6 protein-coding genes are annotated in these 14,737 nt (G+C 35.9%); 2 read left to right on the plus strand and 4 right to left on the minus strand.

The window, feature by feature from the left end; all coding sequences use genetic code 11:
• Nucleotides 1-108: 108 nt before the first annotated feature.
• Both CQA66_RS00645 and CQA66_RS00650 read right to left on the minus strand, forming a co-directional pair.
• Nucleotides 109-5,703 carry an alpha-2-macroglobulin family protein gene (locus CQA66_RS00645; RefSeq protein ID WP_115582517.1) on the minus strand — a complete coding sequence of 1,865 codons (5,595 nt, stop codon included), beginning with the start codon at nucleotides 5,701-5,703 and terminating at the stop codon, nucleotides 109-111.
• A gap of 307 nt (nucleotides 5,704-6,010) precedes the next feature.
• Nucleotides 6,011-8,035 carry a polyribonucleotide nucleotidyltransferase gene (locus tag CQA66_RS00650; protein ID WP_158656999.1) on the minus strand — a complete coding sequence of 675 codons (2,025 nt, stop codon included), beginning with the start codon at nucleotides 8,033-8,035 and terminating at the stop codon, nucleotides 6,011-6,013.
• A 138-nt stretch (nucleotides 8,036-8,173) separates the two neighbouring features.
• On the opposite strand from CQA66_RS00650, the gene CQA66_RS00655 reads away from it, so the two are divergent.
• The gene (locus CQA66_RS00655) at nucleotides 8,174-10,738 is read left to right on the plus strand and encodes a heavy metal translocating P-type ATPase (RefSeq protein ID WP_104762560.1); all 2,565 of its coding nucleotides are present in this window, start codon (nucleotides 8,174-8,176) and stop codon (nucleotides 10,736-10,738) included.
• Nucleotides 10,739-10,845: 107 nt separating this feature from the next.
• Nucleotides 10,846-13,509, plus strand: a complete 2,664-nt coding sequence (gene bamA, locus CQA66_RS00660) for an outer membrane protein assembly factor BamA (RefSeq protein ID WP_104762561.1) — start codon at nucleotides 10,846-10,848, stop codon at nucleotides 13,507-13,509.
• A gap of 237 nt (nucleotides 13,510-13,746) precedes the next feature.
• On the opposite strand, the gene CQA66_RS00665 is transcribed toward bamA, so the two are convergent.
• Nucleotides 13,747-14,325 carry a hypothetical protein gene (locus CQA66_RS00665; protein ID WP_147289188.1) on the minus strand — a complete coding sequence of 193 codons (579 nt, stop codon included), beginning with the start codon at nucleotides 14,323-14,325 and terminating at the stop codon, nucleotides 13,747-13,749.
• Between the two features lie 19 nt (nucleotides 14,326-14,344).
• Entirely contained in the window at nucleotides 14,345-14,722 is a 378-nt protein-coding gene (locus CQA66_RS00670) for a hypothetical protein (RefSeq protein ID WP_233707680.1), read from the minus strand.
• Nucleotides 14,723-14,737: the final 15 nt, after the last annotated feature.

A 14,737-nucleotide genomic window follows, 5' to 3' on the forward strand; every position in this document is an offset into this window, starting at 1 on the left:
GAGAAATAAACCATTTATGTTGGAGAAATGATACTAAACACTACATAGTAACTTAATAAAGTTTCATATATTCCCAAATATTAATGAAATCCTCACTGGCTATCACAATCATCTTGCTTTAACAACAACTTTCATACCAGAAGTTGTCGCTTGATACCTATCGCTATACATAGATTCAGCAAGACTTGGTGGTAGAATATATTCTCCGGGTGTAACTGCAGTCAATTTCACAAAAAATTCTTGTTTTCTATTCGAACGCGCATTATAATCAAAAAACCACATGATTCTATCATCGCGAATATCCGTATAGGTAATTCTATGTAATTGCCTTTGTGAAATGAATGCGGGTAAGGTATCGTTATTTAAACGCAAATTTTCAATTTCCCATCCGCTAGGTAAAGCCTGCGTTAATGCGACATTTTTGATACTAATATCGTTATTGATACCAGAAAGTGTAAGTTTAAGATAAAAACTAGTCCCAGAAACTACACTTCTCGGGTCAATGCTTTTCCCTTTTTCATCAAAAAATTGTTGTTCAAGAATGATATTTTTAGAAATTTTCGGAAAATTCTCTTCAAGTGGGATACCCTCCCAAATATAACTCACATACAAATCCTGTTTAGAATTTGAAACAATCTCTGCCTTTTCATTATCAAATTCAAATGAGAGATATGGAGCAGTTTGGTAAAAATTCTGTTTTATCTTGGACGTAGTAATCGTTCCAGAAATAACAGAATCTTGCGAATCTTCCTTAATTTGTGCTAACGCCATAAGAGAATAACCTAACTCTTGAGTAGAAAACCATTTATCGGATTCTAATTCCGATAATAAAGAATCAACAAGCTTTGTGGGTATTGTCTGATAAATTTGATAGTAAGCTTGCAATATCATTGCGCTATTGCGAAGAGAAGAGCCGTAGCTAGACTCATAATAAGTAGAATCTTGATCTATTAAAGCAAGATTCTGCGTGATTTTTTGTGCAACATCTGGCATACCTGCCATTTGATAAGCGGCGGCTAAAAGCCACTTCTGTGTAACTGAAAGTTTAGGCAAATATTCCTCATACAGAGTATTCATGATTCCTAGCTGCGGTTCTTTAGCAAGTGCCAAAAGATACAAAGAATAGACTCTATCAAAGGAATTTTCACTATTAGATTTCACTTGTGCAATTTGGTATTGAATCCACTGCTTCAATAAGCCATCTGGAATATGATACCCTTGTTGTTTGGCAAGCACAAGAAAATGCCCAGCATAGTTACTGCCATAACTATCTGCTCTACCTTCTCCCTGCCAATACGAAAAACCGCCACTTGGAACTTGGAATCCTTGTATGCGCGAAATCGCAGCATTAATATTGTACACAAGCTGTTGTTTATTGATGAACTTTGCGGTACTTAATCTATCAATAAAAAGCTGTGGTAATACACTTGAGGTGGTTTGCTCAATGCAGCCATACGGATAACGAATGAGCCAACGTAATCTATGATCAATAGCGAAAATTGGCATATTTGAAAGGGTAATAAATCCCTGATTCGAACCACGTATAAAATTAGTAGGAGCAGTAATTTCCAATGTTTTATCTGGTTGTAAAATATATTTTTGTGTCATAGTCATATAGGGATTAATCGGCTTTATATCGATTTGGGTAGAATCTACAATTTGAAAATCCTTGTGCGACAAAACAATCTCAATATTTTCTACGCCTATCGCATTGCTAACTTTGCCATTAAAAAGAAGTGTTTGCGGTTTTGCATCTTTAAAATGCACTGTAACTTCTTTTTTATCAAAACGAATGAAATCATTTTTTGCTCGCAGCGATAATGTTGCGCTTCTAGCTTTTGGACTGACTGGAAAAACCTCGATAGGCAAGCTAAAACTATCACCATTCTTTAAACTTCTAGGTAAAGTAGGAAGCATAACTACGGGGGCTGTAACTGCAATATCTGTTTGCGCTGAACCTATAGAATCTTGATTGGACGCAACTGCCATAACACGTACTTTGCCTATGTAACTAGGCATGGTGAACTCTATTGTTGCGTTGCCTTTAGAATCTGTACTTGTAGGAGGGACAAAAAACACAACAGGCTTAAATCTTTCAGCATGTTCATTATCCTTATTCCTTGAACGCTCGAACTTGGATATACCATAGTCTCCTCCAGCTCGTAAAACATCATGTACTTTCCCAAAAGTTTTAGAGATAATCAAATCGTATGTATCAAAAACCTGCAAGGCAAGTGCTAATTTAGCAAAGAAATACTGATAAGGATTAGGAGTTTCGAAGCTATTGAGGCTAAGTAACCCCTCATCAACTATGGCTAAAGTGTAAGTAGCGCGCTGTTTCTTTTCATTGCTAAGTTGAATACGTAATGTACTGCCCGGCAAAACTTCCTTAGGAGATTGGATAGCTAATTTAAGAAAATTACTATCATCTTGCACATTCAAAGGGACAACGCCATACAGCCGCAATGGTCTATCATTATCTGTACTATTATAATCCTGCAAAAGAGAAACACTCACATAAGCATTCGGTAGAAAGTTCTTGTCTAATGGTATTTCTATGCTTGTTTGCAAATCTTTCGTATTAATCCAAAATCTTTTTAGAATCTTGCCATCTTTATTGACAGTAACTAATGCCTTCGCTCCAGCAGCACTCTCAAAACTTACTTTAGCACTTTCTCCTACATGATATTGTTTTTTATCGGTTTGAATCTTTAATGTAGTGATCTTTTTTGCATCCAAAGGTGCGCCCCAATCTCTTACATAGAGGATCATCTGACTTGTTGCACCATTTAAGGAATCGCTAACTTCAACAAGGAACTCTCCACTATCCTCAAATATATGCTTCAATAAAATAGGCTTATCTTGACTGACTAGCTCACCTTCTGCGATAATCTCTGTGTATTTATCTGTTTTCATTGAACGTAAAAAATCATCTCTACTATCATAATCAAGCCACCATGAATACTTGTTGCGATAGATTCTATATTGCAATTTCCTGCCAGCAAGCAACTTAGAATCATCACTTGCTACAACAATCACAGGAATACGAATCTCTTTATGAAGCTCAATAGCAGAATCATCAACAACACCTATTCCTACAAAACTATCATATTTTTTTAGCAATACACGTTTATAGGCTTTAACCGCTCTACCGCTCTTCTCAAAAACTTTCGCTACAAGTGAAGCTTCCAGATTCTGCTTAATATTTATTATGCGGGAAATATCAAACTGTGTTTGCATAAATCCCTTAGAATCCAACTTCCCGTTGTTTCTATCGTTATAATTATAAGACAAATTAGAATAATTAGAAAATATATAATTTTTATATTTATTACTTACAAATTTTTTAGTAGTAACAAACATACTGACTTGATATTGTAAATCACTAGCAGGAGCACCAAACAAATAATCGCCTTGCAAAGACAAGGCAAGATTCTTGGATTTAGTCAAATCAATTTCTTTTTGTGCGTTAATAGTAACTTTGATTCTATCTGGGACAATGGTTTCTATCGATAAATTATGCGTGAAAGTATTGTTGCCAACTTGAAATGTAGCAGTCCAAACGCCCGTTGGGGCATTCTTAGGAATAGAAAAAGCATAGTAATATAACCCGTCAGTATTTGGCTTCACTGATTTTAAAGTGTTTTGACTAGATGCTACTTCTGTAGTGTGGTTAGAATCCAACAAGCTAGTTTTTGTATTCGCGCTTGTTAAGAGGATGGCTTGAGTTTGTGGTTGTTGAATCGGACTTGGGTATAAAACATGCTGATTAAGAGTAATCTTGCCTCTAGGATCAGTCAAAGTAAGTTTTATGGGATGGGTTAGAGGGATATTGTTGTTACGAACAATTGCGCTAAGATGTAAGGTGTCTCCTGGTCTATACACTCCTCTATCTGTATAAATAAACGTCCTACCCCCAGAGCTAGGCATTTCCCCGCCTACATCAAAACCATCATCAGAGAGCCTTTGTGAATCTAATTTCAGCATAGCAATATCACCATGCGACTCGGCTAAAATATAAAAAACTTGCGCATTCTTATTGGCAACGTTAAGAGTGGCATTCCCCTCTGCATCCGTGCGAGCCTTTACTATCGTTTGATTCTTACGATCAATAGCCTCTACATTCACTCCACTTAAGGGGGTGCTATCCTCTACATTCAATGCAGTAACCAAGATATTTTCCTTGTCTTTTGTGCTACCCCTTTGTGCGATGAGTGCTATTTTTGAAAAAACCAAATGTTTCGCTATATTTGCTTGATAGTTAAAAAACCTCCTCACCTCCCAACTATCAATCGGACTATCAAAAACATAATCTATACCATTCCTGTCAAAGCTCAACTGAACAATAAAAATGCCTTTTGTGTCTTTGATATTACTTAAATCAATCTCATTTTGCACCCACGTATTTTTCTCACTCTCAATAGTGAACTCTTGCTGCAATACTTCATCGCCCAAACGTTGCACATCATCATAGATATACGATTTATAAGGACTCTGATTATTCCCATAGACTAAATTATTTGTAGAAAAAAATTGTGTCAAATTATTAGGATAAATCTTATAGAGGCTAAGCTTTACTTTTTTAACATTTATACTCTTAAAAGCGATTTTCTTCTTGGCACTTTGAGGGAGAAAAATACCCGTACTTGAAAAAGCAATGCTAGGCAGCAAATCTTTTATCACAACATCACGCGTAACGCTCTTTTGCAATACTGCGTTGCTATCTGCTTTGACTCCTTTTAATACAGAAACTTGATAATGAGTGTTTGTGTTGAATTTCCCTTTCAAGTAAGCCATATTATTCGCCTGCGCTACACTAAAATCTAGTTTTGGCGTAATTTGAATATAGTCTTTTAAATTGACATTTTTAGCAAGTTCGGAAGAGAATCTGATAATAATACCGGGATCGTTTCCTTGCTTTGGCAATATATCTATGACTTTCATCTCTGTGTTTTTACGTAAGGTTACAGGGGTCGTTATAGAATCTGTTAAACCTAAAAAGGTAGAATCAAACACAAGGCTAAACTCTCTATCCTTATCTTTAGGAAGAGTAAGAATTTCAGATTCTAAGAGAAAAGCATCATTGTCTTTGGACTTGACATTTAAAGTTATATCTTTATTGTCAGAATCTTTAAGAGTAATAGCTTGCACTAAAACTTTTTTATCAACAGGATAGAGCAAAGTAATATCCGCTTTTAATCGCGTAGTGTCATGATTGATAGCATAAAAATTAAGATTTGCAATCTTAACATTGTTGGGCTGTGTCGTAAATTTAAGCCTCAAAAGATTTGCCATAATAGTCGCTTGAAGCTTATCATTAATAGTTTGTGTGGGAATCTCTAACTTATACGAAGTATTGGGAGTAAGTAGCTTGGGAAAGAAAATCAAGAGTTTGTTGCGCTCTGTAAAGGAGACTCTAACGTTAATGGATTCTCCATTTAATGTGGCTGGAACATCTTGAATAAGCTTAAGACTAGAGCTAGGCACAATATCTTGTTTAAACTGCACAAAGGGCTCAATATCTGGCGCAACCTTGCCTCTTGTCATAGAATCGATTTGACTATCAAATCTCTCACAAGCACTAAATAAAACCACCAATAAAAGTAGGGTATTTCTGAACCAAAAAAGCAAAGTCCTATAGCCAAATCGGAAGTTTAATATACCCATGATTCTATTATTAAGATTGTAGCAATTCCACCTCATAAATCTCCTCCCCAAAACCAAATTACTATTTTTAGTAAAGCAAAATTATTTAAATAAAAACAAAAAATCTACCAATTAACTTAACATTTCCTAGACTCTTAGGGTATTTATAAAGGTTATGACTCACTATTTAATTCGTAACAATCCATAATCCATAATAAGATTAAGAAATGTCAAGCATTCCAAACTATTTCACTTTGGGCTAAATTGCTATTCTATTTAGGAAAGGCGCAAATAATACAAAAGCTGATGTAAAACATAACAAAGTTACTGCTACTTACTAGAAGAATTAGAGGATACCGCGTAGCTATTCATTGGGAAATGAATCTAGTTTGTGGGATTCTTTACGTTCTTTCTTTTTTAGAATCTCAATGATATAATCCTTTGCTTGACACAATACATGTTGTGAAGCACCATAAAGGATTACTATACCTTTTTCCTTATTGAAATCAATATGTATTTTGAACTTTGCAATAATCTCTTTAATAGTTTTTCCGCCTTGCCCAATAATCTCTGCAATACGTAAAGGATTAATAGTGAAATCCAAGCTTTGTGGCAATACATCATAGTTAGGAGTAATAACAACTTGCCTCATAGATTCTAAAATACTTTGTAATCCCTCTTGCGCTTGCGTCAAAGTCTGTGCAAGAATTTCTTGAGTAATGCAATCTATTTTTACATCAAGCTGCAAGGCAGTAAAACCCTGTTCATTCCCAGCAACTTTCAAATCCATATCTCCATGATAATCCTCTGCGCCAGTAATATCACTAAGAATACTATAATTGTAAATATCCCTATAAACAAGCCCCATAGCAATGCCCGCTACCATATTGTGCATCCCAACGTCTGCGCCAAGTATTGCTAATGTAGCTCCACATACACTTGCCATAGAGCTCGAACCATTTGATTGCAAAATTTCTGAAACAATGCGAAGAGTAGAAGGAATATCGCGCACATTAGATTCTATTGCTTTCAATGCGAGGTTACCATGCCCTATCTCTCGTCTGTTGCTAGCCCCAATAGGTGCGACTTCACCCACACAAAAAGGAGGAAAGTTATAATGAAAAAAAATCTTTTTCTTTTTCTGCATAAGAATCGTATCTTCAATCTTGGCGTCATTTTGTGAACCCAACGTACAAGTAACCAAAGCTTGTGTTTCACCACGACTAAAGCATGCGCTGCCATGCGCAAAAGGAAGTGGATTAGATTCTATCGATAAGGGTCTAATCTGTTTAAGACTTCTCCCATCAACTCGAATCTTTTGTTCTAAAATCATTTGCCGCGTCATTTCTCGCTTGCTATTGTCTATGCAAGATTCTATTTTGCGATAGGTTTCTTGATCCTGTGATAGATTATAATGCGTTGCAATTTGTTTGAGTAATGTGTCAAAATGACTTTTTCGTTCACTTTTAGAATCTGCTAACATATATTGTTGTATTTGCATTCCAAATTCGCTAGCAATTTGCTGTTGCAAATTAAGTTGCACGTTACTATCGATTCCTAAGGAATGTTTCGGTTTCACAAAAGACCGAAAAGACTGTGTATAAAGCTTAGAAATCGTTGCAATATGCTTTCTCGCTAGCAATAAAGAATGGAGCAATAATGCTTGAGGGATTTCATTGCTGTGCTCTATTAAATGATATTCATCGCACGCACTCTGTTCTTGTGTCTGATAATCAAATGTTGCAGGAACTTGTGTGAATGTCTTAAGCACATGCATTTCTATCATAGTAAGCTGCGCAATAAGATCGATATTATCCTTTTGCGATTCAGTATAAACGCCACTTACAAATAAATCCAAGCTAGAATCCTGCAAACTCATAAGATTATGCCCTAAAGAAAAAGAATCTCTTCCATTATCATTGTGGCGCACTATACGAACACCGATAGGAACATAATTACAAGAAAGAGGAATGCTTGAGCAAAATAAGCTTATCCCAGCAAGATTTAAAGCATCTCTGCATATATCACTCTTGCCATCATAGCTTAATACTAGAAGACTGATTTGTACAGGGTAAGGAAAATGTTTAGGAAACAACGGGCGTAGACTTCTGTCAATCAAACGTGAAACAAGAATTTCAGATTCGCTAGGCTTGCCTTCTTTTTTAATAAATCCTTGCGGAATCTTTCCTATCGCGTACATCTTTTCAATATATTGAACAGTAAGCGGTAAGAAACTCTCATTGAGTGGATTATAATAATCAACACATATCGTGCATAAAATCATACTTCCACCAACTTTCTGCATGACACTTATGTCGCTTGATTGTGCATATTTATTGAATGTATAGCTTTCTTGTTGTCCTCCATTATCTATCTTTAATGTCTTCATTACCATCCTTACATCTTCGCAAAATAAAATTGTTATTATATAATTTTTTGATTAAGCTTTATTTTCTTTTTAGAGATTTTAGATTACAATCAACCTTTTCATAAAATAAATATCTCCCGTAACGTTTTGGTGTCATCTATGCAATCTGCTTCTCCTCCTTCGTGTTGTAATCATTGCAAACAAGAATATCCCCCTAACACATTACAATTAACGTTAATAGACGACAAAGAATATTACTTTTGCTGTAACGGCTGTAAGTTAGCCTTTAGCCTCTTAAAGGAAAACAACTTAGAATCTTTTTATCACAAACTAGGGAATAATTCCTTACAAACCAAAACCATACATGAGCAACAAAGCAACATTGATTACAATGCGCCTAGTTTCCAAGCGCAATACATCAAGCAAAAAGGCGAATATCATGAAGTATGCTTCATTATCGAGGGTGTAGTTTGCGCGGCATGTATATGGCTTAACGAAAAAATCTTACAAAAGATACAAGGCGTTCGCGAAGTCGCTATTAATTACACAAACTATAAAGCAAAAATCCTCTTTAATCCTAATCAAACTAACTTGCAAGAAATAATGGATACAATCCAAAAAATTGGGTACAAAGCCATTATTTACGACCCTGCAAAACAAAACAAATTCCTTGCAACGGTAGATTCCAATATGTACGCCAAGCTTATCGTAGCAATATTCTGTACAATGAATATCATGTGGGTTAATGTCGGGCAATATAGTGGGCATTTTCTGGGTATTGACAATATCTCGAGCAATATTATGAATCTTGCAAGCTTTATTCTTGCTACCCCCACACTTTTCTATTGTGCAAGCCATTTTTATACACAAGCCTACAAAGGACTAAGAAACAGAATCATCGGCATGGAAATGTTAGTGATTACAGGCACAACCCTTGTTTATTGCTACTCAATATTTGCTTGGCTTCATCAGAGTGGACATACCTATTTTGAATCTGTCTGCATGATTATTCTCTTTGTATTAAGCGCGAAATTTCTAGAATCCCTTAGCCGCAAAAAAGCAAGGGACAATCTCGATAAATTAAGCAATATATTGCCGCTTGAAGCAAGACTAGAGAATGGCAAAACTATTCCCGTCCATAATGTTAAGAAGCAAGATAAACTACTTGTGTTGCCGGGCGAAATGATTTGCTGCGATGGAATCCTTATTAGTGAGCATGCTCTATGTGATTGCAAAAACATTACAGGAGAAAGTGAAGAAGTCTATAAGCAAAAAGGAGAATCGCTTATAGCCGGATCTATTGCATTGCACAAGCCTCTACTCTATGAAGCACAAAAAGAATTTGCGGATTCTAGCATTAGCAAGCTAGCAAAGCTCTTAGAACAAAGCGAATTTAGCACTCCTCCGATTGCAACTACCGCTTTCAAAATTGCCGGACACTTTAGTAAAATCGTGTTAAGCATTGCTTTTTTAGGATTTATCTATCATTTTTTTATTGCTAAAAGTGCTTTTGAGGAAGCATTGCTGATTGCTGTATCAGTGATTGTGATTGCTTGCCCTTGCGCTTTAGCATTGGCAACTCCTATTGCTAGTATCGTTGGACTAAATGTTGGTTTCAAGAATCATAGTATTTTTACTCAAGCAAAGTTCCTTGAATCTTTAGCGCGCGCGGATACAGTGGTTTTTGATAAAACGGGCACACTCACACAAGGCAATATGAAAGTACAGCTTGTAGAACAATTTAGCACATTGGATTCTTTACCTGTATCGTTTTTTCAAGATTCCTCTTGGCAGGATTTACTTGCCTTGCGTCTTATTGCTGGACGAGGATTCCATGCCAAAATAGACAATATAGAGATAATAGCTGGTAGTGAACAATTCTTTGAAGAACATGGTATCAAGCATCAAGCTAATACCCAAGACAGAAGACTTATACAATCTTTCAATGCAATGCAATCAAACTTTGTAGGCATAGATTCTCATGATTCCAAGATAATTTGCAAACTTATGCAGCAAAACCCACATCCTATATCCGAAGCTATTACAAAGTTTTTGCAACAAGATTCCATAAATAAGAAAAAATCACCTAGAGATACTCCCACATATAACGAAGAATACTTAAAAGCAAGCAGTACAAGATTCTATCTCGCCTATAAATGCAAAGAATCCGCTCAATATCAACTCGCCTATATCTTTTATTTACAAGATTCTCTAAAGACTGAAGCCAAGCAGCTTATTGCAACACTCAATTCACTCAATAAAAAAAGCATGATTCTAAGCGGCGATAGAGAAAGTGTAGTTTCATATATCGCTACAAGTTTAGGTATAGAATCTCATCATGCCAATCAAACTCCAGAACAAAAGGCGCAGGTAATACAAAAATTGATTCAAGAAGGTAAGCAAGTCGTCATGATAGGCGATGGTTTAAATGATTCATTGGCTTTGAAACGCGCTCACGTTGGCATTGCTATGGGGAATGGAAGCGAAATCGCTATCGCAAATAGCGACATAATCATTCTTGATTCTAAATTGCATACTTTAATAAAAGCCTTTAGAATCGCACAAACAACATTACTTCGCATTAAACAGAATCTCGCAATAAGTCTTGCTTACAACGTTTTGGCGATTCCTTTTGCTCTGTGTGGATTTGTCATTCCTCTTTTTGCGGCAATCTTTATGAGTTTTAGCTCTATCACTGTGGTACTCAACTCATTACGACAATAACGTATCATTCCATTAAGCTCCAACAAAGAAAGGCGGGCTGATTGTTCGGAAATATTACCTTTATTTGATTATAATTTAGAATCCTCATCTAAGTAGTTTGGAGTATTATGAATCTATCTGTAATTACAAAACTATCATTTTTTTTCTTATCATTTTTTTTCTTACAAATATTAGAATCTGCGCCACTAGGAAGCTCACACAAAACGGACACTCCAATTATTCAATCTATTAAACTAGAAAATCTTACTTATATGTCAGAATCTCTTGCAAAAGATTTACTTGGTATCAAAGAAGGTGAACATCTCGATAAAGCTAAACTCAACAAGGCAATTTTAAATTTATATAAACAAGGGTACTTTAGCGATATATATGCAACATTAGATGATGGAATCTTGACTTTTATTGTAGAAGAAAAGCCAGCCATAGCAAGTGTAGAAATTAAAGGATATGGGACAGAAAGCGAAAGAGATACACTCTATGGACAATTAGGAATAAAAAAGGGCGATACCTATGATGAATTAAAATTAGAAAAAGCACTCGATACTTTAAAGCAAATGCTTGAATACAAAGGATATTATGGGAGTGTTGTAGAGCCAGAAATCCAACAGCTAGCCAATGGTAAAGCTCTAGCTATCATCCTTAATGTCAATAGAGGAAACTCTATCATTATAGAAAAAAGTTATTATGAGGGGGCGCAGAAGCTAAAAAAACGTAAAATAGAATCTTTAAGTGCCAATAAACAGAGGGATTTTATGGGCTGGATGTGGGGGCTAAATAATGGCAAGCTAATGCTCAACGAATTGGAATTAGACCCTTTGAGGATTCAAGATTCTTATATGCGTAATGGATTCTTAGATGCGAATGTCTCTAATCCCCTGCTCTCTGTGAATATGTCCAACCATAAAGCAGAACTCTACTATAACATTAAAGAAGGCAGTCAATATATACTCAAAGACATAGAATTTGTTATTGATGATGAACACAAAGATTTAATCAGTGAAAAAGAATTGAAAAAAAATCTCACGGCAAAGATTGACAATTTCCTTAATATTCAAAATGTGCGCGATGATTCTCAAATTATCAAACTCAAAATCGCAGACTTAGGTTATGCGTATGTAGCTGTCAATCCAGATTTACGTAAAAATGCAGAAAAACAAGAAGTAGTTATTGTGTACTACATAGACTTCGGAAAAAAGGTACACATTAATGATGTAATCATCTCGGGCAATACAAGAACTGGTGATAGAATCATCAGACGTGAAATATTGATTGCCCCAGGTGATATTTATTCGTTAGGTAAGATTCAAAATAGCGAGATAGCTCTTAAACGTATCGGGTACTTTGAGAATGTCCGTATTGACGAAAAACGTGTCGGTGATGACGCTATGGACTTAATAATAAACGTCACAGAGGGACGAACAGGCGAATTGACTTTTGGCATTGGCTATGGAAGCTTCTATGGGCTCATGGTTAATGGTAGCGTGAATGAACGTAATCTCTTCGGTAGTGGCTTTGGAGCAAGCTTGTATGCTAATGTAAGCTTTGGTGGAGATTTTTCTTATTATCGTGGCAACAATAGCTTTTTCACAGCCACACAACAAGCCTTTAATCTTAGCCTTACAAACCCTCGCATTCTAGATTCTAAATGGAGTTTAGCTCTTAACATATATTATAGTCGCTACCTCAACTATGTCTATACGCAGCAAACCGTTGGTGGCGGATTCACAGTCGGCAGACTATTAGCTCCTACCTTGCGATTAAATGTCGGCTATGATATTAACAAAACTGATACATTTGGATTCTTCAATCTCTATACGGGACAGGCACAACCCCAATATCAAAAGTATTATGATACAGGTAATATTGACTACACGATAGATAATCCCAACTTTCAGTCGAATATAACCGGTGCTATGCCCAATGGAGTCTGTGATGCTACTACCAATCCATCTGCGTGCGCAAATGATACCACTAACGGACAAATACGTCTTCGCACGCAAGGTTTATGGGATAGAAGTTATTCAGGATGGGCTAATGCCCCTGTGAAAAGCTCCATTACCCCGAGTCTTGTCTTTGACAATACTGATGACTACTATTTCCCTAAGAATGGAAACTCTACTAATATATCACTTAACATTGCGGGGATTGGTGGCGATGTTTTTTATACTAAAGTGTACGCAAAAACAGGATTCTATTTCGACTTAAGTAAATGGATAAAACTTGATTTCATTGCACGTTATAAAGCACAGGGTGGGTATCTCTTCCGCTATGGTGAAAATCATTTTCTCCCACTTAATGATACGTTCTATATGGGTGGCGTAGGAACTATTCGCGGCTATTCTAGCTATTCAATTACCCCTCTTGATAGCGATAATTTACGTGTGGGAGGCGATGGAATCTTCACTAATTCGTTTGAACTTAGCTATGGACTTATCCCGAGCGCAAAAATGCGAGTCTCATTGTATGTAGATTATGGAATCCTCACATATCACGGCGCAAACGGTGCTGCAAATTTCAAACAATATGGCACAGTTGTCGGACAAACAAGCTACCTACAAAGAGGAGCGGCTGGAATATCTATTGAATGGGTATCACCTATGGGACCCATAGTCTTAGTTTTCCCTATGTTATGGTATGGACCAACCGACCCGAATGGAACAGGATCCAACAAAATATTCTCATATAGCACAGCGAATAATATTCGTGCAAGCGGCGGATTTCTTACTAACTACCCAAGCTTTTTTGAATTTACTATGGGAACACGATTCTAAAGATTCTAAAGATAGAGATTCTTTAATAAGCTTGCATTTATTAATGGTTTCTTGGTTGTTTTTCAAGTTCCAAATAAAACCCTAGAGCCTAGCATTCATTACCAAGATTTAGAGATAGTCATTAACTACCAACATTACTCTATGCAAATTACTGCCACAATACGTTATATGGTATTTATTGCCTCTAGTATTTACAATCTAAAAATTTACAAATAACTTTTCAACATAAAACAATCGTCATAATACAATTTGCAAAACCTTATCTAACAACACCATACAAATCGCAACGCTTAATCCGCTAAGAATCCCATTGAGAACACTCCCTAAAACAAACCCTAAGATTCTATCCTTTTCAAATGTATAAAGTTTGGACATAATGCTAGGCTTATAATAATCATATAGCCTAATCAGCACACAAGCAAACAACGCCTTGAATAGAAAATCTTGCCAATCTGTAAATATCACTAAACAGGCACAAAATAAACCAGCGATACATTGCCCTACAACCAACGAATCTAACTCAAGAGAATCTTGCTGCGTAGCACGATTAAACTGAACATTATCTGAAGAAGAATCCACGTAAAAATTATCTTCTTGTGAAGAGAAAGGATTTTGCGCATTTGTTGTTTTCTGCAAGGTTTTATACACAAAAGCTGCAAAAAAGAGTGCTAACAAGAACGTAGTCTCGCGATTATAGAGTATCAACAAATAAGCGGCAACTAAACCAACAAGGCTAGCAAGAATCTTACGTAGCCATAGCTTTGGAACTATTCCCAAAATAAAAAGATTGCCTAATGTCATATTGTGCTTTTTCATACAACCTCACTACTAAAAATTAAAGATCCGATGGGATAACTTTATAGGAAAAATCATAACTCGCATTGCCAAAATGGGCTATTGACAGATCAATGACAATGTGTTTTTGTAAAAAAATAGATGGTTTTTGAAAGGCAATCAAATATCCTTTGCCATAGTTATTCTCCAGCACCAATATATCATCTAATTCTTCCGATGATATATAACGTATCCATACGGGCTTTTTACCGAACATCGTTATTTGCAAAGAATCTGGAATCACAACTTCATCTGAATCATTAAAAATTTCTAAGAAAAAATATTCCCTATTGTTATAAGCTAAATTATCCAAATCATTAAGATAAGTTAATCTTGCAGCAATTTTAAGCTCATTTTTATCAGATATGAAAAAAGCCATCCGACTGCTTTGTGA

Source organism: Helicobacter aurati (assembly GCF_003364265.1).
GTDB lineage: Bacteria > Campylobacterota > Campylobacteria > Campylobacterales > Helicobacteraceae > Helicobacter_A > Helicobacter_A aurati.

Coding starts and splice junctions, on each gene's coding strand:
- CQA66_RS00645 (WP_115582517.1), bottom strand. CDS start 5,703: ATGAGGTGGAATTGCTACAATCTTAATAATAGAATCATGGGTATATTA.
- CQA66_RS00650 (WP_158656999.1), bottom strand. CDS start 8,035: ATGAAGACATTAAAGATAGATAATGGAGGACAACAAGAAAGCTATACA.
- CQA66_RS00655 (WP_104762560.1), top strand. CDS start 8,174: ATGCAATCTGCTTCTCCTCCTTCGTGTTGTAATCATTGCAAACAAGAA.
- bamA (WP_104762561.1), top strand. CDS start 10,846: ATGAATCTATCTGTAATTACAAAACTATCATTTTTTTTCTTATCATTT.
- CQA66_RS00665 (WP_147289188.1), bottom strand. CDS start 14,325: ATGAAAAAGCACAATATGACATTAGGCAATCTTTTTATTTTGGGAATA.
- CQA66_RS00670 (WP_233707680.1), bottom strand. CDS start 14,722: ATGGCTTTTTTCATATCTGATAAAAATGAGCTTAAAATTGCTGCAAGA.